This is a genomic window from Streptomyces sp. NBC_01089 (genome assembly GCF_045162975.1).
In the GTDB taxonomy this organism is placed as follows: Bacteria; Actinomycetota; Actinomycetes; order Streptomycetales; family Streptomycetaceae; genus Streptomyces.
On record NZ_CP108660.1, the window covers coordinates 4,964,260 to 4,986,544 of the forward strand.

General features: G+C 71.6%; 20 protein-coding genes. 12 read left to right on the forward strand and 8 right to left on the reverse strand.

Annotation, left to right across the window (positions count from 1 at the left end):
• Positions 1–72: 72 nt before the first annotated feature.
• The 3 genes from OG510_RS22355 (at position 73) to OG510_RS22365 (ending at position 4,721) form a co-directional block, all read left to right on the forward strand.
• Positions 73–1,197 (forward strand): LLM class flavin-dependent oxidoreductase, encoded by a 1,125-nt coding sequence (locus tag OG510_RS22355; RefSeq protein WP_406139051.1) that lies wholly within the window; start codon positions 73–75, stop codon positions 1,195–1,197.
• Between the two features lie 300 nt (positions 1,198–1,497).
• Positions 1,498–3,237, forward strand: a complete 1,740-nt coding sequence (locus tag OG510_RS22360) for an amidohydrolase family protein (protein ID WP_406139053.1) — start codon at positions 1,498–1,500, stop codon at positions 3,235–3,237.
• Positions 3,234–4,721 (forward strand): aldehyde dehydrogenase family protein, encoded by a 1,488-nt coding sequence (locus tag OG510_RS22365; RefSeq protein WP_406139054.1) that lies wholly within the window; start codon positions 3,234–3,236, stop codon positions 4,719–4,721. The genes OG510_RS22360 and OG510_RS22365 overlap by 4 nt, the downstream gene beginning before the upstream one ends.
• A 119-nt stretch (positions 4,722–4,840) precedes the next feature.
• On the opposite strand, the gene OG510_RS22370 is transcribed toward OG510_RS22365, so the two are convergent.
• The 3 genes from OG510_RS22370 to OG510_RS22380 all read right to left on the reverse strand — a co-directional run bounded on the left by OG510_RS22370 (position 4,841) and on the right by OG510_RS22380 (position 8,295).
• On the reverse strand, positions 4,841–5,446 hold the full coding sequence (locus OG510_RS22370) for a response regulator transcription factor (RefSeq protein WP_406139055.1): 606 nt from the start codon (positions 5,444–5,446) through the stop codon (positions 4,841–4,843).
• Positions 5,443–6,660: a sensor histidine kinase gene (locus tag OG510_RS22375; protein WP_406139057.1), complete on the reverse strand. Its 1,218-nt coding sequence runs from the start codon at positions 6,658–6,660 to the stop codon at positions 5,443–5,445. Before OG510_RS22375 ends, OG510_RS22370 begins: the two co-directional genes overlap by 4 nt.
• Before the next feature lie 87 nt (positions 6,661–6,747).
• The gene (locus OG510_RS22380) at positions 6,748–8,295 is read right to left on the reverse strand and encodes a CehA/McbA family metallohydrolase (RefSeq protein WP_406139059.1); all 1,548 of its coding nucleotides are present in this window, start codon (positions 8,293–8,295) and stop codon (positions 6,748–6,750) included.
• A gap of 213 nt (positions 8,296–8,508) precedes the next feature.
• Here OG510_RS22380 and OG510_RS22385 point away from each other — a divergent pair, with 213 nt between their 5' ends.
• The 6 genes from OG510_RS22385 (at position 8,509) to rox (ending at position 15,337) form a co-directional block, all read left to right on the forward strand.
• Entirely contained in the window at positions 8,509–9,339 is an 831-nt protein-coding gene (locus OG510_RS22385; protein WP_406139060.1) for a TIGR03619 family F420-dependent LLM class oxidoreductase, read from the forward strand.
• A gap of 173 nt (positions 9,340–9,512) precedes the next feature.
• Positions 9,513–9,785, forward strand: a complete 273-nt coding sequence (locus OG510_RS22390; protein ID WP_406139062.1) for a hypothetical protein — start codon at positions 9,513–9,515, stop codon at positions 9,783–9,785.
• 143 nt (positions 9,786–9,928) lie between these two features.
• Positions 9,929–10,639: a TetR/AcrR family transcriptional regulator gene (locus OG510_RS22395; RefSeq protein WP_406139063.1), complete on the forward strand. Its 711-nt coding sequence runs from the start codon at positions 9,929–9,931 to the stop codon at positions 10,637–10,639.
• Between the two features lie 77 nt (positions 10,640–10,716).
• A complete protein-coding gene (locus tag OG510_RS22400; protein WP_406139065.1) occupies positions 10,717–10,932 on the forward strand; it encodes a hypothetical protein in 216 nt (71 codons plus the stop codon).
• Between the two features lie 100 nt (positions 10,933–11,032).
• Positions 11,033–13,627 (forward strand): bifunctional FO biosynthesis protein CofGH, encoded by a 2,595-nt coding sequence (locus OG510_RS22405; RefSeq protein WP_406139066.1) that lies wholly within the window; start codon positions 11,033–11,035, stop codon positions 13,625–13,627.
• A 282-nt stretch (positions 13,628–13,909) separates the two neighbouring features.
• Positions 13,910–15,337: a rifampin monooxygenase gene (gene rox / locus OG510_RS22410; protein WP_406142485.1), complete on the forward strand. Its 1,428-nt coding sequence runs from the start codon at positions 13,910–13,912 to the stop codon at positions 15,335–15,337.
• 47 nt (positions 15,338–15,384) lie between these two features.
• On the opposite strand, the gene OG510_RS22415 is transcribed toward rox, so the two are convergent.
• On the reverse strand, positions 15,385–16,044 hold the full coding sequence (locus OG510_RS22415; RefSeq protein WP_406139068.1) for a peroxiredoxin-like family protein: 660 nt from the start codon (positions 16,042–16,044) through the stop codon (positions 15,385–15,387).
• Positions 16,045–16,136: 92 nt separating this feature from the next.
• Between OG510_RS22415 and OG510_RS22420 the strand changes: the two genes are divergently transcribed.
• A complete protein-coding gene (locus OG510_RS22420; RefSeq protein ID WP_406139070.1) occupies positions 16,137–16,775 on the forward strand; it encodes a TetR/AcrR family transcriptional regulator in 639 nt (212 codons plus the stop codon).
• A 334-nt stretch (positions 16,776–17,109) separates the two neighbouring features.
• Here OG510_RS22420 and OG510_RS22425 read toward each other — a convergent pair whose 3' ends face one another.
• The 3 genes from OG510_RS22425 to OG510_RS22435 all read right to left on the reverse strand — a co-directional run bounded on the left by OG510_RS22425 (position 17,110) and on the right by OG510_RS22435 (position 18,930).
• Positions 17,110–17,676: an RNA polymerase sigma factor gene (locus OG510_RS22425; RefSeq protein WP_406142486.1), complete on the reverse strand. Its 567-nt coding sequence runs from the start codon at positions 17,674–17,676 to the stop codon at positions 17,110–17,112.
• A gap of 229 nt (positions 17,677–17,905) precedes the next feature.
• Positions 17,906–18,109: a DUF397 domain-containing protein gene (locus tag OG510_RS22430; protein WP_406139072.1), complete on the reverse strand. Its 204-nt coding sequence runs from the start codon at positions 18,107–18,109 to the stop codon at positions 17,906–17,908.
• Positions 18,106–18,930, reverse strand: a complete 825-nt coding sequence (locus OG510_RS22435; protein ID WP_406139073.1) for a helix-turn-helix domain-containing protein — start codon at positions 18,928–18,930, stop codon at positions 18,106–18,108. The genes OG510_RS22430 and OG510_RS22435 overlap by 4 nt, the downstream gene beginning before the upstream one ends.
• 144 nt (positions 18,931–19,074) lie before the next feature.
• Between OG510_RS22435 and OG510_RS22440 the strand changes: the two genes are divergently transcribed.
• The gene (locus OG510_RS22440; RefSeq protein WP_406139075.1) at positions 19,075–19,392 is read left to right on the forward strand and encodes a hypothetical protein; all 318 of its coding nucleotides are present in this window, start codon (positions 19,075–19,077) and stop codon (positions 19,390–19,392) included.
• Between the two features lie 22 nt (positions 19,393–19,414).
• On the opposite strand, the gene OG510_RS22445 is transcribed toward OG510_RS22440, so the two are convergent.
• On the reverse strand, positions 19,415–20,689 hold the full coding sequence (locus OG510_RS22445) for an acyltransferase family protein (protein WP_406139076.1): 1,275 nt from the start codon (positions 20,687–20,689) through the stop codon (positions 19,415–19,417).
• Positions 20,690–21,156: 467 nt separating this feature from the next.
• On the opposite strand from OG510_RS22445, the gene OG510_RS22450 reads away from it, so the two are divergent.
• Positions 21,157–22,272 (forward strand): ADP-ribosylglycohydrolase family protein, encoded by a 1,116-nt coding sequence (locus OG510_RS22450; RefSeq protein ID WP_406139078.1) that lies wholly within the window; start codon positions 21,157–21,159, stop codon positions 22,270–22,272.
• The last annotated feature ends 13 nt before the right edge of the window (positions 22,273–22,285 follow it).

Below are 22,285 nucleotides of genomic sequence, written 5' to 3' on the forward strand. Positions count from 1 at the left end.
CGACAGTCGACTCCACCGCGATCTGACGGTGTGTCAGGTAAGCGGTCAGAGACCTAGGGACGGTGAACCCCTTTGGAATTCGGGCTCTTTGTACAGGGATACGTACCGAAGCAGCGCGCCCAGGCCGATCCCGAGGCCGAGCACAAGGCGCTGATGGAGGAGACCGAGTACGTCATCCAGGCGGACAAGTCCCACTTCAAATACGCCTGGGCCTCCGAGCACCACTTCCTGGAGGAGTACTCGCACCTCTCCGCCAACGACGTCTTCCTCGGTTACCTCGCGCACGCGACGGACCGCATCCACCTCGGATCCGGCATCTTCAACCCGCTGGCCCCCGTCAACCACCCCGTCAAGGTCGCCGAGAAGGTGGCCATGATGGACCACCTCTCCGAGGGCCGCTTCGAGTTCGGCTCGGGGCGCGGCGCGGGCAGCCACGAGATCCTCGGGTTCATGCCGGGCATCACGGACATGAACCACACCAAGGAGATCTGGGAAGAGACCATCGGCGAGTTTCCCAAGATGTGGCTCCAGGACGAGTACGTCGGCTTCCAGGGCAAGCACTGGTCCCTGCCGCCGCGCAAGATCCTGCCCAAGCCGTACGGGAAGTCGCACCCGGGCATGTGGTACGCCGCCGGGTCCCCCTCCTCGTACGCCATGGCCGGCAAGAAGGGCCTCGGGGTGCTGGGGTTCAGCGTCCAGAAGGTCTCGGACATGGAGTGGGTCGTCGAGTCGTACAAGAACGCGGTGAAGGAGGCCGAGCCGATCGGCGCCTTCGTCAACGACAACGTCATGGTGACCTCGACCGCGATCTGCGCCGAGACCCACGACAAGGCGGTCGAGATCGCCGTCGGCGGCGGTCTCAACTACCTCCAGTCGCTGCTGTTCCGCTACCACGACACGTTCCCCAGGCCGGAGGGCATCCCGGAGTGGCCCGAGCTGCTGCCCGAGTACAGCAAGGAGATCATCGAACTGCTCATCGCGGAGGAGCTGATGATCTGCGGTGACCCCGGCGAGGTGCTCCAGCAGTGCAAGCGGTGGGAGCAGGCGGGGGCGGACCAGCTGTCGTTCGGGCTGCCGATCGGGATCTCGCGCGAGGACACGCTCAACAGCATCAAGCTCATCGGTGAGCATGTCATCCCGCAGATCGACACGGACCCGGTGCACCGGACGACCCGCTTCCGGCAGGCCGGAGCGTAGGGGTCTGCCACCTCGGGGCGGACGGCGGCTCCATCCCGGACGGCTGCCGTCCGGCTCCGGCCGGTGAGTACGGGGGAGCGGCCTTCCCGGACCCACCGGCCGGAGCCATGCGCATGTTTGCCCGTCCCGGGGCACCCCAGGCCCGGCGATTCAAGCCCGTCCTGGGGGCACCTCCCAGCGTTGGCTGGGGGAGATTGAGGGCGGAACAGGTGACCGTTCCCCCGGTCACACATCCTCACCCGGCGCCCCCAACACACCCGCCCCACCGCCCGAAGAAGAGCAGAGAAGGGACCAGACCACATGCTCGACCACCTCATCCGCGGAGCGACAGTCGTGGACGGCACGGGTGCCCCCTCGTACGTCGCGGACCTGGGCATCAGGGACGGCCGCATAGCCGTCGTAGCGAAGCCCGGCACCGTCACCGAGCAGGCCGCCACCACCGAGGACGCCACCGGACTCGTCCTCGCCCCCGGCTTCGTCGACCCGCACACCCACTACGACGCACAGCTCTTCTGGGACCCGTACGCCACCCCGTCCATGAACCACGGCGTGACCACCGTCGCCGGCGGCAACTGCGGCTTCACCCTCGCCCCGCTCAACCCGGACCACCCGGGCGACGCCGACTACACCCGCCGCATGATGTCCAAGGTCGAAGGCATGTCGCTGGTCGCGCTCGAAGAGGGCGCCCCCTGGAACTGGTCGACCTTCGAGGAGTACCTGAACGCCCTGGACGGCCGTACCGCCGTCAACGCCGGTTTCATGGTGGGCCACTGCGCCCTGCGCCGCCACGTCATGGGCGCCGACGCGATCGGCGGACAGCCCACCGGCGAGCAGCTCGCCGAGATGCTGCGGATCTTCCACGAGGCGATGGAGGCGGGCGCCTGGGGCCTCTCGACCACCCAGTCGTCCACCCACTCCGACGGCGACGGCGAACCCGTCGCGTCCCGGCACGCGCGCCCCGCCGAACTGCTCGCCCTGTCGAAGGCGGTCGGCGAGCACGAGGGCACCCAGATCGAGGCCATCGTGGCGGGCTGCCTCGACCAGTTCAGCGACGAGGAGGTCGACCTCTTCATCGGGATGAGCGCGGCAGCGGGCCGCCCGCTCAACTGGAACGTGCTGACCATCGACGCCGCCGTACCCGAACGCGTACCGCGCCAGCTCAGCGCCAGCGACCGCGCCCGCAAGGAGGGCGCCCGCATCGTCGCCCTGACGATGCCCATCCTCACCCCGATGAACATGTCGCTCGGCACGTTCTGCGCGCTGAACCTCATCCCCGGCTGGGGCGACATCCTGGGGCTCCCGGTGCCCGAGCGGATCGCGGAGCTGCGCGACCCCGACGTACGGGCCGAGATGCTGCGCCGCGCCACCAGCAAGGAGGCGGGCGTCTTCCGGCGGCTCGCCAACTTCGGCCGTTACGTCATCGGCGACACCTACTCCGAGGCCAACGAGGGCCTCAGCGGCCGGGTGGTGAAGGACATCGCCGCCGAGCGCGGCCAGGAGCCGTTCCACTGCCTGGTGGAGATCTGCGCCAACGACGACCTGCGCACCGTGCTCTGGCCGATGCCCACCGACAACGACCCGGACTCCTGGGAGCTGCGGCGCAGGACCTGGGAGCACGAGGACGTCATGCTCGGCGGCTCCGACGCGGGCGCGCACCTGGACCGGATGTGCGGGGCGCCGTACACGACGCGCTTCATCGGCGACTGTCTGCGCGGCCGCAAACTGGTCGGCCTCGAAGCGGCGGTGAAGATGCTGACCGACGACCCCGCCCAGCTCTTCGGGCTGCGTGAGCGCGGCCGCATCGAGGAGGGCTTCCACGCGGACCTGGTGCTCTTCGACCCGGAGCGGATCGCGGCGGGCCCGGCGACGCTCGTGCACGATCTGCCCGGCGACAGCCCCCGGCTCGACTCACGGGCGATCGGCATCGTGTCGGTACGGGTCAACGGCGTCGAGACCATCAGGGACGACGAGATCACCGGCGCCGTGCCCGGCACCGTGCTGCGGTCGGGCCGTGACACCAGGACGGTGGCGACCCGTTGAGCGCGGGCCAGGACCAGGACCCGGCCGTCCGCCGGGACCAGGGACTCTTCATCGACGGCGAGTGGGTCGCGCCGGACGGCGGGCACTACGACGTGATCAACCCGGCCACCGAGGAGAGCGTGGGCCCGGCGCCGGAGGCGAGCCGCGAGCAGGTGTACGCGGCGGCCGCCGCCGCCCGCGCGGCCTTCGCGGGCTGGTCACGGACGGCGCCGGAGGAGCGCTCCGCGATCCTCGCCCGCGCCGCTGACCTCATGCAGCGCGACTTCCTGCCGTACGCGGCGCTGGCACAGGCGGAGAGCGGCGCCACCACGGGGACCGCGCGCGGGATGCAGGTCGGGGTGGGGGTGTCCCGCTTCCGGCGCTATGCGAAGGGCGCCCTGGAACCGGTCGAGCAGGGCCTGCCGCCGCAGATCAACGAGGCGGGCCCGATGGGCAGGGCGGGCGTCTTCGGGGCGCTCGCGGCCCGCCGGCCGGTGGGCGTGGTCACCTGCATCACCTCGTACAACAACCCCTGGGCGAACCCCGCGGGCAAGATCGCGCCCGCGCTCGCCATGGGCAACACGGTGGTCGTCAAACCCGCCCCGCAGGACCCCCTGTCCGTCTTCCGGATGGCGGAGGCGCTGGCCGAGGCGGGCGTGCCGCGTGGCGTGGTGAACGTGGTGAGCGGGACCGGTACGGAGGTGGGCGAGGCGGCCGTCGACTCACCGGACGTCGACATGGTCAGCTTCACCGGCTCCACGGCGGTCGGCAGACGCATCGCGGAGGTCTGCGGCCGGGGGATGAAGCGGCAGCTGATGGAGCTGGGCGGCAAGGGCGCGGCGGTCGTCTTCGACGACGCGGACCTGGACGCGGCCGTGTCCGGGATCGGCACGACCTTCTCCTTCTACAGCGGCCAGATCTGCACGGCGCCCACCCGGGTCCTGGTCCAGCGCGGTATCCACGACCGTCTGGTCTCACAACTCACCGCATACATCGGTCACTTGACGGTGGGCGACCCGGCCGAGCGGGGCACGGTGGTGGGGCCGGTCATCTCGGCGGCCCACCGGGACCGGATCGAGTCGTACGTCGAACTCGGCCGCAAGGAAGGCGCGACGGTCGTCGCGGGCGGCGAACGCCCCGGGTTCGAGAAGGGTTTCTACGCGGCGCCCACGCTGCTGGCCGACTGCACCAACGACATGCGTGTCGTGCGTGAGGAGATCTTCGGGCCGGTGGTCGTGGTGGTCCCCTTCGACGACGAGGAGGAGGCCATCGCCCTGGCCAACGACAGCGACTACGGGCTGCTCGACTACGTCTGGTCCGGCGATGTGGCGCGCGCCTTCCGGGTGGCGGCGCGGCTGCGGGCCGGCGGGGTGGGCGTGAACACGATCGGGCGGAACATGGAGGCGCCGTTCGGCGGCTTCAAGCAGAGCGGGGTGGGCCGGGACGTCGGCTCGTACGCGCTGCACGCGTACAGCGAGATGCAGTCGATCGTCTGGCCGGGGTGACCGTTCGCGGCCGGGGTGACCGTCCGGCCGGGGTGACCGTCCGGCCGGGGTGCGGGGGCAGGGGCGGCCGCACCGCCCCCGTACCCCGGCCCTCGCAGCCGACCGTTGCAGCCGGACTGTCACAGCCAGCCGTTGCCCTCCGCGAGGCGGACCGCTTCGGCGCGGGTGCGTGCCTGGGTCTTCCCCATGGCCGATGACAGGTGGTTGCGCACGGTGCCTTTGGACAGGTGCAGCGACCTGGAGATGTCGGAGACGGTGCCACCGTCGGACGCGGCGCGGAGCACGTCGCTCTCCCGGTCGGTGAGCGGGCTGGTACCGCTGGCGAGGGACTCGGCCGCGAGAGCGGGGTCGACCACGCGCAGCCCGGCGTGCACGCGCCGGATCGCCTCGACGAGCTGTTCGGGCGGGGAGTCCTTGACGACGAAACCGGCCGCGCCCGCCGACATCGCCCGCGCGAGATAGCCGGGCCGGCCGAAGGTGGTGCAGATGACCACGCGGCAGGCCGGCAGTACGCGGCGGAGTTCCGCGGCGACCGCGAGCCCGTCGGGGCCCGGCATCTGCACGTCCAGGAGCGCGACGTCCGGGCCGGTGCGCACCGCGGCTTCGAGCGCCTCGGCGCCCGATCCGGCCTCGGCGACCACCTCCATGTCGGCTTCGAGGCGCAGCATCGAGGCCAGCGCCCCGCGCACGAGCGCCTGGTCGTCGGCGAGCAGGACACGGATCATGCCGGTTCCTCCCCGGCGGACGGCGCCGCCGTGATCGTGGGCCGGGCCGCCGGCGACGGCCCGCGGGCGAGCACCCGGAAACCGCCGCCGGGGCGTTCGTCGTGCGTCAGCGTGCCCGAGACCGCGGCCAGCCGCTCGCCGAGGCCGGTCAGGCCGTGTCCGGCCACCGTCCCGGACGGGCCCGTGCCGTCGTCGGCGATCTCCACCCAGTCGCGGCCCAGCCGGACGGTGCAGCGCTCGGCGGCCGAGTGGCGCAGCACGTTCGTCACCGCCTCCCGCACCACGTAGCCGAAGACCGCCTGCAGCTCGGGCGCCACGTTGTCGGCCGCGGTCGGCAGCTCGGCCTCTACGCCCGCGGCGCGAAGCGCCACGCGCGCGCCCGCGATCTCGGCGGCCAGCGACACCGTCCGGTAGTCGGAGACCGTGGCCCGCACATCGGAGAGTGCCTGCCGCGACAGGCTTTCGAGTTCGCGGATCTCGGCGACGGCGCGGTCGATGTCGCCGGAGTGCTCCAGGACGCGCCTGGCCAGTCCCAGCTTGACGGTCATCGTCGAGAGGCTGTGCCCGAGGATGTCGTGCAGGTCCCGGGCGACCCGCTCCCGCTCCCTGGCCACGGCCAGACTCCTGACCTGCTCCCGTGCGGCCCGCAGATGGCCGATCGTGAAGGTCAGCGCGAAGACGGTGCCGAGGACGGCGGTGATGCCGACGAGCAGCGCCACCTCCCCCCACTGCACACGCCCGTCGCCCAGCCGCATCCAGACGACCTGGACGACCGCCACGGCGAAACCGAGCAGCCAGGAGTAGCGCAACGGCAGCAGCATCAGCCCGATCACGATGGCGTACGTCATGTCGGTCAGGTAGTCGGGGGAGCCCAGCAGCAGCGCCGGGACGGCCCCGAGCGCGAGCATCCCGGCGACACCCGCGACGCGCCACCGCCGGGACGCCACGGGGCCGCGCCACAGGACGAGCGGGTAGCCCAGGCAGTAACAGGCGAGGGCGGTGAGGGCGGCACCGATCAGGAAGACGTTCCTGCCGCTGTCCGCGATGTCGGTGGCCCGGGGGATCAGGAGGAGCAGCGGGACGCTGTTGGCGACGACGGTGATCGCCCGGCGCCGCCCACCGCGGCCGCCGCTCTCCCGGGTTGCCCAGAAGCTCCAGTCCGGCCACTGCCGTGCGGAGAACCTGTCGGGCCTGCGCTTGCTCACGACGGCCATGTTAGGTTCCCGGCGCGGCGGGCCGGGCACACGGTCCGCCTCGCCCGGGACGCAGGACGGGACGGCGGACAGGATGCCGCCCGGGACTCACCTCCCCAGGAACACCGGATTCGTCAGCGCCGCCAGCGCCCCCGGCAGGCCGGCCGCCGCCGGGGCGTGCCGGACCTCCGCGCGTACATAGGCGGCGTACGCGGGTGTGGTCCGCCACTCCACCGTGCCCGCACCGGACGTGGGCAGCGGGGTCGTGTACAGCGTGCCCTGGTCCGTGACGAAGTGCGCCGTGCAGCCGGGGGCGCCGGTCACATCGAGCCGGACCGTCACCGGGGTCCCGGAGTCCACCCGGAGCCGGTCGCCGATCCCCGCGTGGGCGGCGCGGCCGCCCGTGGCGCCGAAGGTGAGGGTGATCGCCGACGACTCCGTGATGTACGAGTGGCCCGCGCGGATGCCCGCCAGGATGGCCTCCCTGCTGAGGTCGTCGGCCAGCACGACCGTCTGCGGGGTGCCGATCCGGTCGGGGTCCTTGTGGGCGTCGCTGTTGCCCATCGCGGGGGTCCAGTCCGTGCCGCGGCTGACCAGGGTGTTGTCCCAGTCCGCCACGGACACCTCGTCGTCCAGGGTGTACGGGCCGTTCCACACCTCCACCGCGTCCGCGTCGCCGAAGCCGAACTTCCAGTTGCAGCCGATGCAGGTCGCGTGCGGGTGGGCAGGGACGACCAGGCCGCCCGCGCGGCGGATCTCACGGGCGTAGTGGCCGAAGCGGTTGTCCCGGGCGCGGTAGCGCCAGTCGACCCAGGTGCCGTGGTCGGTGGAGATGCCCAGGACATGACCGTTGCGGGTGGTGATCTCCTCGCCGGTGAGAATCAGCAGGTCGTCACCCCACAGCCCGTCCCACGCCCGGTGGCCCGAACTGGTGTTGTGCTCACTGGTGTTGATGAAGTCGAGCCCCGCCGCCCTGGCCAGCGCTGCGATCTCGGCCGGGGTGCGCTTGCCGTCCGAGTGCACCGAGTGGATATGGCAGTCGCCCCGGTACCAGGCGCGCCCGCGCCCCTTCGCCCGCACCGGCGGATACACCGGCTTCGGCGTCCCGGGCGTCGGGCCGAAGCGCAGGGTGACGGTGACGGTGTACGGGAGGCCGTCGGGGGCCGTGGTGTACGGGCCGAGCGCGATGTTCCACCGGCCCGCGCGGACCGGCCCCGGCAGATAGCCGGGGGTCGCCGCGTCGCCCCGGATGAAGAACTCGCTGCGCGCACCGCCCGACCAGCCGCGGAACCCGGCCCCGCCGAGGCCGGTGCCGCGCTCGTCGAAGATGCCGATGTCCAGTGCGTTGCCCTGGGTGCCGGCGGGGACGGGAGGTTTCTCGTACGTGTACGAGACGGCCAGCTCGCGGACCCCGTCGGGGACGTCGACCGGCAGATACACATAGTCGGGCGAGCCGGGCGGCAGTGTGCCGCGCACGGTCTTCGTCCGGTCCGGGGGCGTGCTGCCGGCCGGGGTGCGGCCGGCCGGTGCGCCGCCACCGCCGTCCGCCGCGCTCGCGAAGCTCACGCTTCCCAACGTAAGCGCGGCCGCCGCTCCCGTCACCAGCAGTCCGCGCCTGCCCAGTTCGCCGGGGGTCGGGTGGTCTCCAGGGTTCATGCCAACGCTCCAGGGGTCTGTGGGGACACCAGCGGTCTGTGCGGGACACAGGAGGTGCAGCTGAACCCTGGTATTCAGCCGTGAACCGGGCGAGAAGGGAAGGGGGCGGGACAGAGACCGTGACACGGCGCTCGGATTTTCGGCCCGCACGTCATACCCTCTGCGGCCACGGCACGGATCACCCGGATCGCACAGCGAATGAGGGCAGACGTCATGCGGCTGAGTACCACGATCTTTCTGACCGACCAGACCGTCACCCCGGTGCGGCTCGCACGGGAACTGGAGCAGCGCGGGTTCGGCGGGCTGTATCTGCCCGAGCACACGCACATCCCGGTCGAGCGGGCCACTCCGTATCCGATGGGCGGTGAACTGCCCGCCGAGTACGGCAGGACGCTCGACCCGTTCGTCGCGCTGGGCCAGGCCGCCGCGGTGACGGACGCCCTCACCCTGGGCACCGGTGTCACGCTCGTCGCCCAGCACGACCCGATCGACCTGGCCAAGCAGATCGCGACCCTCGACCACCTCTCGGGGAGCCGCTTCACGCTCGGTCTGGGCTTCGGCTGGAACAAGGAGGAGGCGGCCGACCACGGGGTGGAGTGGACGCGCCGCCGCGAGCTCGGCCGGGACCGGATGGCGCTCGTACGGGCCCTGTGGGCGGCGGAACCGACTCCGTACGAGGGCGAGTTCGGGTCCGTACGGGCCAGCCACGCGTACCCGAAACCGCGCGGCGGCAGCGTCCGCACCCTGATCGGCGGGGCCGCGGGGCCGAAGCTCTTCGACCACATCGCGGAGTACGCGGACGGCTGGCTGCCGATGGGCGGCCGAGGGCTCACCGAGTCGATACCGGTGCTGCGCCAGGTCTGGCAGGACGCGGGCCGCGACCCGGCGGACCTCCAGGTCGTCCCGTACGCCGTGCTGCCGACCCCCGGGAAACTGGCGCACTACGCGGAGCTTGGCATCGAGGAAGTGGTGCTCCAACTGCCGCCCGCCGACGAGAAGTCCGTACTGACGGTGCTCGACGGCTACGCACCGTATCTGGCGTGAGCGCTGCCCCCCCCCCGGCCGGAGCGCCGCGGTGGGGTGCTGCCTCGCGCCGGACCGCGCGGTGGGGCGCTGCCCCGGGCCGGATCGCGCGGTGGGGTGCCGCCGTCGGGCCGGAGGGGCGGGCGCGGGCTCTCGATGTGCGGTGACCGGCGGCCGGGCGGAAGCTGGTGGGTGTGCTCCAGGAACCGAAGTACAGCGGCCGGGCGGTGCTGGTCATCGACACCCACGTCCTGCCGGTGACAGCCACGCTCGCCTTCTCCGCGGACGGCTGCTCGGGCGTCCTGCGCACGCAGGTCGTCTCCGACGCCGATCTGGACTTCCCGCCGGAGCCCGTGCCGCTCACGCTCCTCCAGGAGCCGAAGGGCGAGGTCTGGGGCACGGTGTCGGTCTGCCGCCGGACGCCGGAAGGGGCGGTGTCGATGAAGTTCAGGGGCGTCGGCGGCTGACCCGGGGGTCAGGGGGCCACTCTCAAGGAGCCACCCTCAAGGAGCCACCCTCAAGGGGGCACCAATAACCTTGGTGATAGCCTCTAACTGAATGGGGCACTGTGGGCGCGAAGGTGCGAGACGGTGCGAAAGGTGGCAGTCCAGTGGCGGAGCCGGGAGCGCAGACCCCGCGCGAGCGCTACCGCGCCCAGGTGAGGGCGGAGATCAAGCAGCACGCGTGGGAGCAGATCGCGACGGCGGGTACGTCCGCGCTGTCGCTCAACGCGATCGCCAAGCGGATGGGCCTGAGCGGGCCCGCGCTCTACCGGTACTTCGCGGGCCGTGACGAACTGATCACCGAACTGGTCCGCGAGGCGTACCGAAGCCTGGCGGACACTTTGCGTACGGCGGCCGGGGCGACCGAGGCGTCCACGACGTCCGGGGCGCCCGGAGCGGCCGAAGGGACCGGGGCGCCCGCGTCCGGCGCCGGTGTCGCCGCCCTGGCGCATGCCCTGCGCGGCTGGGCCCTGGACGACCCCCACCGTTACTTCCTGGTGTACGGCACGCCCATCCCCGGCTATCACGCGCCCGACGACATCACCGCCATCGCGGCCGAGGTCATGTCCGTCCTGCTCGACGCCTGCGCGGCGGTCCCCGACGGCGACCCCGCAGCGCCGTTCGCGGCGCACCTGGCGGACCACCGGCAGTGGGCGCACGGCCATCCCGCCCCGCCCGCGGCCCTCCACCGGGCCCTGACCGTCTGGACCCGGCTGCACGGTGTCCTGTCCCTGGAGCTCGCCGGGCACTTCACCGGGATGGGGTTCGACTCCGGGCAGCTCTTCGACGCCGAACTGCAAGCCCTGTTGGCGTCCTGAGGGCGCGGACACCCCGGCGAGAAGTACGGGCGCCGCCCCGGGGTGCCGGAACAGCCGACCAGGAGCACGCTGGATATATGAAAGTGCCGGTCATCATTTACCCGCCGGACGCGTCCGGGGGCCGACGCGTGCGCTCCGGTACGGAGACCCTCGGCGTCGCCCACAACCACGCGGATGTGGCCGAGCTGCTGCGGAGGGCCGGTCTGGAGGGCGTCGACGAGGCGGAGGTCGCGACGACATCGCTGATCGACTGGCACGGCGGCGGCCCCGACGTGTGGTCGGCGCCCGGTTGACCAGCGGTGGGGCCCGCGAAGGCCGCACCGCGGGCAACCCGCACGTCACCGCGGGCAAGGCGCCGCAGACAGCGCGAAATGCCGCTCGTATGCTCGGTCCATGACTGATCCGCAGCCCGCAGCCCCCACCGCAAATGCCATGCGTCGCGCGCTCCGGCGGGCCAGGGACGGTGTTTCCCTCGACACGGCCGAGGCTGCCGTGCTCCTCCAGGCGCGCGGCGACGACCTGCGTGACCTCGCCGCGTCGGCGGCGCGCGTACGGGACGCCGGCCTGGAAGCGGCAGGGCGGCCCGGGGTCATCACGTACTCCCGCAAGGTGTTCATCCCGCTGACCCGGCTCTGCCGGGACAAGTGCCACTACTGCACGTTCGTGACCGTGCCCGGCAAGCTCAGGCGCGCCGGCCACGGTATGTACCTCTCGCCCGACGAGGTGCTGGAGATCGCCCGCCGGGGCGCCGAACTCGGCTGCAAGGAAGCCCTGTTCACGCTCGGCGACCGCCCCGAGGAGCGCTGGCCCGAGGCGCGCGAGTGGCTGGAGGCCGAAGGGTACGACGACACCCTGGCCTACGTACGCGCCATGGCCGTCCGGGTCCTGGAGGAGACCGGCCTGCTGCCGCACCTCAACCCGGGCGTCATGTCCTGGACCGACCTCCAGCGGCTCAAGCCGGTCGCCCCCTCGATGGGCATGATGCTGGAGACCACGGCGACCCGGCTGTGGAGCGAGCCGGGCGGCCCGCACCACGGCTCGCCCGACAAGGAGCCCGCCGTACGGCTGCGCGTCCTGGAGGACGCCGGGCGTTCCAACGTGCCCTTCACCACCGGGGTACTGATCGGGATCGGCGAAACGTACGAGGAGCGCGCCGACGCCTTCTTCGAGCTGCGCAGGATCGCGCGCTCCTACCACGGCATCCAGGAAGTCATCGTCCAGAACTTCCGGGCCAAGCCCGACACGGCGATGCGTGCGATGCCCGACGCCGAGCTGGAGGAGCTGGCCGCCGCCATCGCGGTGGCCCGGCACATCCTCGGCCCCTCCGCCCGTATCCAGGCCCCGCCGAACCTGGTCGACGCGGAGTACGCGCTGCTCATCGGCGCCGGGATCGACGACTGGGGCGGGGTGTCCCCGCTGACCCCCGACCACGTCAACCCCGAGCGCCCCTGGCCGCACATCGACGAACTGGCGGAACGCACCGGGGCGGCCGGCTTCCAGCTGCGTGAACGGCTCACCATCTACCCGGAGTTCATCCAGCGCGGCGAGCCCTGGCTCGACCCCCGCCTGGTGCCGCACGTCCGGGCGCTCGCCGACCCCGGGACCGGTCTGGCCCGCGAGGGCGTCAAGCCGTCCGGGCTGCCCTGGCAGGAGCCCGACGAGGGCTTCACCGCCACCGGCCGCACCGACCTGCACACCACCATCGACACCGAGGGCCGCACCTCCGACCGCCGGGACGACTTCGACGAGGTGTACGGGGACTGGGACGCCCTGCGCGAGCAGGCGGCCCCCGGCATGGTCCCGTCCCGTATCGACACCGACGTCAAGCAGGCCCTGGACCAGGCGGCCGCCGATCCGACGCGGCTCACCGACGACGAGGCGCTCGCCCTGCTGCACGCGGACGGCCCCGCGCTTGACGCGCTCACCCGGATCGCGGACGAGCTGCGGCGTGACGTGGTCGGTGACGACGTCACGTACATCGTCACCAGGAACATCAACTTCACCAACGTCTGCTACACCGGCTGCCGCTTCTGCGCCTTCGCCCAGCGGCGCACGGACGCCGACGCGTACACGCTCTCGCTCGACCAGGTCGCCGACCGGGCCGCCCAGGCGTGGGACGTCGGCGCGGTCGAGGTCTGTATGCAGGGCGGCATCCACCCGGACCTGCCCGGCACGGCGTACTTCGACATCGCGCGCGCCGTCCGCGAACGTGTCCCGGGGATGCATGTGCACGCCTTCTCACCGATGGAGGTGGTGAACGGCGCGACCCGCACCGGCCTGTCCATCCGTGAGTGGCTCACCGCGGCGAAGGAGGCCGGCCTCGGCTCGATCCCGGGCACGGCGGCGGAGATCCTGGACGACGAGGTCCGCTGGGTCCTCACCAAGGGCAAGCTCCCCACGGCGACCTGGATCGAGGTCATCACGACCGCCCACGAACTGGGCATCCGCTCCTCGTCCACGATGATGTACGGCCATGTCGACCAGCCCCGGCACTGGCTCGGCCACTTCCGCACCCTGGCGGAGATCCAGCGGACGGCGCTGGCCAAGGGGGTCGAGGGCTTCACGGAGTTCGTGACGCTGCCCTTCATCCACACCAACGCCCCGGTGTATCTGGCCGGCATCGCCCGCCCGGGCCCGACGACCCGCGACAACCGCGCGGTCACCGCGATGGCCCGGCTGCTGCTCCACCCGTACATCCCCAACATCCAGACCAGCTGGGTGAAGCTGGGCGCGGAGGGCGCGGCGGAGATGCTGCGCTCGGGGGCGAACGACCTGGGCGGCACGCTGATGGAGGAGACCATCTCCCGGATGGCGGGCTCCAGTTACGGCTCGTACCGCTCGGTCCAGGACCTGATCGCGATCGCGGACCTGACGGGCCGCCCGGCGCGCGCCCGGAACACGCTGTACGGCCCGGTCCCGGAGGAACGCATGCAGGCGGCCCGCGAATCGGACGGACACCTGCCGGAGCTGCTGCCGGTACTGGACTGAGGGGGAGCCGGAAGGGGTGTGGTCCGCGGGCACGGCCCGCGGACCGCACCCCCGCCCCGAGACCCCCGCCCCGAGGCATCGGTGAGCCGCAGTGCGTGCGGGGAGTGATGAGGGAGAGAGTGGAGAAAGAGAGGAGGACTGGACACTCCTCTTGCCACTCTTAACTTATAGCGCACTGGGGGGCTTGCGGCAAGGCCCCGGTCATGGCGCAGAATCACCGCTCGAAGTCAGAACCCGGGAGTCGGCTTCGTGGAACTCGGCGTGGGCGAATTGGGGTTTGTGATGATCGACGTGATCATTGCCGGTGGTGGACCGACCGGCATGATGCTGGCAGCCGAGCTGCGGCTGCACGGCGTACAGGTGCTCGTACTGGAGAAGGAACCGGCGCCGCCCGCGTACGTCCGCGCGCTCGGTCTGCACGCGCGCAGCATCGAGGTGATGGACCAGCGCGGTCTGCTGGAGCGGTTCCTCGCCGAAGGCAGGAAGTATCCGCTCGGCGGCTTCTTCGCCGCCCTCAGCAAGCCGGCGCCCGACCGGCTGGACACCGCACACGGGTATGTCCTCGGCATCCCGCAGCCCCTCACCGACCGCCTGCTGTCCGAGCACGCCACCGAGCTGGGCGCGGAGATCAGGCGCGGCTGCGCGGTGGTCGGGCTGAGCCAGTCCGAGGACGGTGTGAGCGTCGAGCTGGACGACCGGACGGTGCTGCGCTCGCGCTATCTGGTGGGCTGCGACGGCGGCCGCAGCACGGTGCGCAAACTCGTCGGTATCGGCTTCCCCGGCGAACCCAGCAAGGTCGAGACGCTGCTGGGCCAGATGGAGGTGACCGCTGCGCCGGAGACGGTGACCAGTGTGGTGACCGAAGTCCGCAAGACCCAGCTGCGGTTCGGCCTCGGGCCGACCGGGGACGGGACGTACCGCGTCGTCGTACCTGCCGAAGGGGTGTCGGACGACCGCACGGTCCCGCCCACGCTCGACGAGTTCAAGCAGCAGCTGCGACGGTTCGCCGGAACCGACTTCGGTGTCCACTCGCCGCGCTGGCTCTCCCGCTTCGGCGACGCCACCCGGCTGGCCGAGCGATACCGGTCCGGACGGGTACTGCTGGCCGGGGACGCGGCACACATCCACCCGCCGACCGGTGGGCAGGGCCTCAACCTCGGGATCCAGGACGCGTTCAACCTCGGCTGGAAACTGGCCGCCGAGATCGCGGGCTGGGCCCCGGAAGGGCTGCTGGACAGCTACCAGACCGAACGCCACCCGGTGGCCGCCGACGTACTGGACAGCACCCGGGCGCAGATGGAGCTGATGTCCACCGAACCGGGCGCGCGTGCGGTGCGGCGGCTGGTGTCTGAGCTGGCCGACTTCGATGACGTGAACCGGTATCTGGTCGAGAAGATCACCGCGACCGCGATCCGCTACGACTTCGGCGAGGGCCATGAACTGCTCGGCCGGCGCCTGCGTGACGTACAGCTGAAGCGCGGCCACCTGTACGGCCTGATGCACGCGGGCCGCGGCCTGCTGCTCGACCAGACCGGCGGCCTCTCGGTGGCGGGCTGGGAGAACCGGGTGGACCATGTCACCGACGTCAGCGAGGAATTGGACGCCCCCGCCGTGCTGCTGCGCCCTGACGGCCATGTGGCCTGGGCCGGCGACGACCAGCGGGAACTGACCGGCCGGCTGCCGAAGTGGTTCGGGGCCGCCGCGGGCTGACCTCGGGAAGGTGGTGGGGTGAATGAGGCGCGAGCAGGGATCCGCTGCTACAGCGCGGCGACGGCCTCGAGGATCTCGGCCGGCTCGGAGCGGGTGGTGTAGTCGGGATGGACGTCGATCCAGCGGATCGTGCCGTCCGTGTCGACGAGCACGGTGGTGGCCAGCGGAAGTTCGGCGGAGCCGTCCGCGTTGACCGCCGCGAGGTCGAGGCCGAGCTTCGCCTGGGCCTCGCGGGCTCCACGGCCGAGCGTGAACACGATGCCGAGCTGCCGGGCGATCTGGTTGCCCGGGTCCGAGACGACCGCGTACGTCAGCGCCTGCTTCTCGGCGAGCGAGAGCGACGCGTCGGGCTTCTGCGGGCTGACGGCGACCAGGGCGACGCCGCGGGCGTCGAGTTCGCCGACCAGTGTGTTCTGGTACGTGTGCAGGGCGACGTTGCAGTAGGGGCACCACGCGCCACGGTAGAAGACGACCACCGCCGGGCGGCCGGCGAGCACTGCGGTGAGCGTGGTGGGGGAGCCGTGCATGTCGAGCAGGTCGCCGTCGGGCATCTTCGCGCCCGGCGCGGCGACGCCTGCCGGGACGCCGGCCGCCACCAGTCGGGCCAGCTCCGCCTCGAAGGCGGCGGTGACCTCGCCCGGGAGCCGTTCGCCGGCCTGACGGCCCACTTCGGCGGACTGCTCGGCAATCGTCGTGTCCTTGTTCACTGCGGAACTCCCACCTCGAAGAATGGATCGTTGAATCCAGTCTGCTCGCTCCAGGTTTGGATAGTCAAATCCAGAATGGGTACTCTGAGGACATGTCGTCCTTCGAGGGTCCGCACCTCGCGCCGCCGCCCACCACCAAGGGCCAGGCCACGCGCGAGCGAATCGTGCGAGCGGCCGCGCAGCTGATGTTCGACCAGGGCGCGGCCGGGACGAGCACGCCCGCGATCCGGGACGCGGCCGGGGTCAGTTCCTCGCAGATCTACCACTACTTCGCCAATAAGCAGGCGTTGACCAGGGCAGTCATCGAGTACCAGACCGAGGCGGTCGTCGGCGGCCAGGAGCAGCTGCTCGCGCGGCTTGACAGCGTCGAGGCCCTGCGCGCCTGGCGCGACATGGTCGTCGGCGTTCAGCGCTCGATGCACTGGGCAGGCGGCTGCCCGCTCGGTTCGCTGGCGAGTGAACTGGCCGGACAAGACGCTGACGCGCGCACCGCGCTGGCCGCGAGCTTCTCCCGCTGGTCCGACGCGATCAGGGACGGGCTGGCGCACATGGCCGAGCGCGGTGCCCTGCGGCCGGAGGCCGATCCGGACTCCCTCGCCCTCGCGCTGCTCGCGGCGCTCCAGGGCGGCCTGCTCCTCGGCCAGGCCCAGCGGAGCTCAGCTGCGCTCGAAGCCGGCCTCGACGCGATTATCACGCTCATCGCCCAGCAGGTCGCGGACCGCCGGCCCTGAGCCGAGGATCGTCTTGGGCCGCGGCCGAGGTGCCTGTCCAGGCCGGGAGGGGGAGGCACCGCGACACGCGGTCGGGATCACTCAACGAGCAGTGGGCGTCACACCGGTCCCGGTCTGCCGTCCGAGCAGTACCGGCGGCCCGCCTGCGGAACGTTCCGCGCACACGATTGATCGATCCACGTCGGATCCAGGGTGCGCAGGGACAGTTGGAGGGGGCGGGCCGACGGGTTCCCGGCGGCACCGTCACACTTTGGTGCCTCCCCCAGTCCCCGGCACCTCGTCCTTCCGCCACTGCGTGCCCCTCCCCGCGCATCTCCAGAGACGCGCGGAGTGATCAGCCGGCCTGCTGCTTCCCGGTGGACCCGGGGGCCTTGCCCGGGGTCTGTCCGGCCTTGTCGACGATGGCGTGCTCGATCTCGGCGGTGCTGGAGAGGAGGGTCCCGGCCTTCGCGTACGGGGCGTCCTTCGTCCGGTACTCGCGGGAGCCGAGGAAGGAGTAGTCGTCCTTGTCGAAGACCCATTCGGTGCGGTTGCCGTACTTGAGGTGTACGGCGCGCAGCCGGCTCCGGTCATCCAGCCAGGAGGTTGCCTCCGCCGAGAAGTCCGCAACGTCGGCGGGCGGCGGCTGACGGGCGAGGAAGGCCAGCCGCCGCCGCAGCCCCCGCCGGGTGTTCTCACACTTGTGCGTGGCGATGCCGAGGAGCCAGGGCAGCGGGGAGCCCCGGCCCTCCGCCAGCCGCTTTCTGCCCTGCCAGGCGGCCAGGAAGGTGTCCGCCATGATGTCCTCGGCGGCCGACCAGTCGCCTGTCAGCCGCAGGGCGTGACGGTAGACGGCCTGGGCGCAGCTCTCGTACAACTCGGCGAAGGCTTCGCGGTCCCCCGCCCGCAGTTGCCGGCGCACCTCGTTCTCCGGGGCATCGGTGCCTATGCCTATGGCACCTTCGGTGCCCGGGGGATTCTCCGGGGCCTTTGGTTCTGGTGGTTCCCTCACACCCGGTATCTCTCCGCGACCTGCGCCCGTTCCCGTGACGCGTGCCACAGCCTCTTGCAACAGCGGGCGGGCTGCGGGGGCTGACGGTACCGCTGCCCGGAAGAGCGGAACCGTCAACGCTACCGTGTGGTGGCGGGGCTCAGTGCCCGGCGGCGAACTCCACGAAGGTGGCCCAGGCCGTTCCGGGGAAGATCAGGGCGGGGCCGGTGGGGGCGGTTTTGCTGTCGCGTACGGGGGCGAAGCCGGGGAAGTTGTCTGCGACCTCGACACAGTTCGTCTGACCTCCGTCGCTGTAGCTCGACTTGTGCCAGCGAGCGGTGGAGAGGTCGGGCGTTCGGTTCATGATCTGTGCTCCTCCAAGACGCCCCGGATAAACGTCATCGAGTCCGACGGGGACAGCGCCAGATCTCGGATCCGATCGTAAGCCAGGCGGTAGCTGGTCACCTTGTCAGGATCATCGATCAACTCACCGAATCCATTGCCCTCGACGTAGGCAACAGAGCTGCCGTCCGGCTGCCACAAGACGGAGAGGTGGCTTCCCATGAGCCCGTGAACGCCCGCGCTGAACGGCAGAACTTGGACGACGACTGACGGGAGCTGGGCGACCTCCAGCAGATGCTCCAGTTGTTCCCCCCAGACCTTCGGATCGCTCGATCGACGCCGAAGTGCCACCTCGTCCAGGATCACGCGCACATGAGGCGTCGGGGTGCGATGGAGTATGTCCTGACGGCTCATCCGCGCGGCCACCTGCTCCTCGACCAGCTCCGCTCCGCCTTCGTTGGTCTGGGCTGCCGACAGCACTTCGCGGGCGTAGTCCTCGGTCTGTAGGAGCCCCGGTACGGCCAGCTGGTACATCCACATCACACAGGCCGAATTCTCCAGCCGCATGAACTCCTTGTACCGGTCCTTGAATGCTTCCCGCCGCGCCACCTTCCACAGCTGCACCAGCAGCCCCCCGGTCCCGTAATGGCGGTCCAGGTCCTCCATCACCGCGAGCTTGGACAGCCGCTGGCTCACCTCCAGCCGGTACAGATAGCTCTTGTCGTACCGTGTCTCGGCCGCCAGTTCGCTGAGCGATTTGCCGGCCTTCTCGCGCAGGTACCGCAGCGCGCGTCCCAGTGCCGCGCGCCCCGACTCCTCTTCCGCTTCGGCGAGTTCGGACATCCATCCCCTCCTGTTGCCGTGCGCGAAGGCAATCGCGCCGCTCTTTCCGAGCCTAGGGCCACGACGTAATCATCGGGACACGAACGGTAATCACCGCTCGTCAGTCAAGAACCGAACCCCCGATTCCCCTGTGAGGCGCCGACCATGCCCGATTCTCTGCTCCGGCTGCTGCCCTGGACCACCCCCGAGGGCAAGCCGTGCTACCTCAGCACGGACAACCCGCGCAGTCTGCTCTCGCGGCTGGCCGACGATCTGGAGGATCAGCAGATGGACTCGGCGGAAGCGGTGCTGGCCGGTTCGCGGGCGGTGCTGGCCGATGCGGCGGCGGGGGAGCGGGCCGTACGGTTCGCGCTCACCCGGGCCACCGAGTCGCTCGGGGACGTGCTCCGTGTCGCGTACAGCAGGGGCGGGCGGATCGAGGGCGGTGACTGCGGGGACGGCGGCTGCGGGGACGACGAGTGACGCCGTCGTCCGCCGGAAGGGCTCACGGCGTGACGGGCGCCGGGGCCGTGCGGGCGCGGAAGCGTCCGGCGTGCCGGGCCAGGGGTCTTTCGATCGCGTAGTGGGAGGCGATGGCCGCCGCGAAGCTGACCGTGAGTGTGGCGGCCAACAGGCCGGTTTCGACCCCCAGGTCGGAGAGCAGTCGGCCCAGCGGGTAGTGCCACAGGTAGAGGCCGTAGCTGAGGTTGCGCCCGGTCCAGGCGAGGGGCGCGAGGGAGAGGAGCCGGGCCAGGGGGGCGCCCGGCCTGAGTTCGAGCGAGGCCACGACCACGGCCGACAGGACCGCCGTCAGCAGGAAACCGACCGTGTACCAGCAGGCGTTCCAGCCGTTGTCGCCCGTCAGCGGTACGCGCCAGGCGATCAGGGCGAGCGCGGCCAGCGCGGGCCAGGCCAGCCGTCCCGACCAGCGCCTGAGCGCGGCCAGCCGGGGGTCGTCGGCGTGCAGCCGGGCGATGACCAGGGCGAGCAGCGCCCCGGCCAGCAGCTGATCGGCCCGGGTGTCGGTGCCGTTGTAGATACGGTGCGCCGCGCTCGGGCTCCACAGTACGAAGCGCCAGAGGGCCGGCAGAAGACAGAGCACTGCCGTCCAGATGAGTACGGTCCGCGCCCGGGTACGGCGCAGGAGCAGCACCAGCAGCGGCGGCCAGAAGAGGTAGAACTGCTCCTCGACGCCGAGGGACCAGGCATGGCCGAGGAGGGACGTGACACTGGAGTAGAGGTCCGGCTGCGCCGCTCGGACGACGTTGACGAGGAATGTGGCGGACAGCGCGATGGAGGCCCAGGCCCCGTCGAAACCGGGGAGTTGAGTGGTGAGGGCCAGTACGGTGCAGAACAGGCAGAGGGCCAGGAGCGCCGGTACGAGCCGGAGCCATCTTCGCCAGTAGAACGACCCCATGGCGACCCGGCCGGTACGGGCGAATTCGGCGAGCAGCAGCCGGGTGATGACGAATCCGCTGATCGTGAAGAAGACGTCCACCCCGAGGGATCCGCCCGGCACCCACTGCGGGGCCTGGTGGTAGACCATGACCAGGACGACGGCCAGGGTCCGCAGACCGTCCACGGCCGGCAGCCGTCCACCGGTCCGCAGCGCGGAGGGAAACCCGCGTCCGGCCGGTTCGGGTGGGTCGTGGGCGCCTGCCCGGGAGGGTCCGGGGGCGAGTCCCGCCGTGGCACGCGGAGGCCGGTCGGCGGTCTCCGGGCACCGGTCGCCGGTTCTGCGGGGAAGCCCTGTCGTCGGGGTCGTCCGGGTACTGTCCACGGCGATCCCCTGCCCGGCGAGCAGCGCTGGATTCGGGTGTTAACCCAAAACTCAGATACGCGGTCAAAAACTCAGAAAGCGTGATGCGGGAACGGCCGTCGTGTGGCTCACCGCGAGTGAAGCTGTCATCCGCAGCCGGGTGTCGGGCGCCGGGCCGCTAACGGGAAGCGGCGGGCGGGGAACAGCCCCTGAAGGACAACTTCCTGGCCCGCACCGTCCGTTACCGGGCGCTCATCCCGGAGGACGTCGAACGGCCGGGGCTCGACCGCACCGACGCGGGCAGCGGCCCCAGCGCCGGGAAACGGCCGATGTGCTGCCCGGGACCGTTGAAGCGCAGTACGCGACCGGCCGGCCGGCCCCCGGCCGACGGCCGGCCACGGCGGTGCGCCACAGCTCACGGACAGCCTGTGCGGCCCGCCGGATCGCGCCCTTAAGCCGCCGGTCCCGGTCGATTAGAGTGCTCCGCCATGAGCGCATCAACCACTCCCCTCTGGGGCCGCGTCGAGCAGCAGGACTTCCGCAGCCGGGTGCGCGGCTGCCTGCTGGGCGGCGCCCTCGGTGATGCGCTCGGGGCGGGTGTCGCGGGGCACGGGCTCGACGCGATACGTGAGGCGCACGGCGCCGGCGGGCTCACCGACTTCGTCGCCGTGTACGGCAGGCGCGGGGCCGTCACGGCCGCGACCCAGCTCTCCCTCTTCACCGTCGACGGCCTGATACGGGCGCAGGTCCGGCGGGACACGGGCGCCTGGCATCCGCCCACCGATGTGTACCGGGCCCATCTGCGCTGGGCGGCGACCCAGCGCGACTGGGGCCCCGACGAACGCCGTACGGACAACGGCTGGCTCGCCTGCGAGGAGTGGCTGTACACCCGCCGCGACCCCGCGCGCAGCTGTCTGGCCGGGTTCGGCGACGACGTGATGGGCACCCTGGACAAACCCCGTAACCCCGAGGCGCGCGACGCGTCGGCCGTCAGCCGGTCCGCGCCCTTCGGACTGCTCGTCGGCTGGGAGCCCGGCCTTGTCTTCCAACTGGCCGTCGAGTGCGCGGCACAGACCCACGGCCACCCCACCGGCTACCTCAGCGCCGGGGCGCACGCCGTCATCGTGCACGGGCTCGCGCGCGGCGAGAGCCTGGACGCGGCGGTGCAGCACGCGCTGGGGCAGCTGACTCCGCGCCCCGGCCACCAGCCGGTCACCGACGCGCTGCAGCACGCGCTCGGCGCCGTACGCCAGGGGATGCCGAGCCCGACGCGCGTCGAGTCGCTGGGCGACGGCGAACTGGCCGAGGACGCCCTGGCGATCGGGGTGTACTGCGCGCTCGTCGGCGAGGACGTACGCCACGGGCTGCGCCTCGCCGTGAACCACAGCGGCCCGTCCCAGGCCACCGGCGCCATCTGCGGCAGTCTGCTGGGCACCCTGCACGGCGAGACCGCGCTGCCGCCGGGCTGGCTCGCGGAGCTGGAGGGGCGCGGGACGGTGCTGCAACTGGCCGACGACTTCTCGATGGAGATGACGCAGGGCCCGGCGCTGCACAGCCCGGCCCTCACCACCCCGGCCTGGCTGACCCGCTACCCGAGGGGCTGAACGGGCCGAAGAC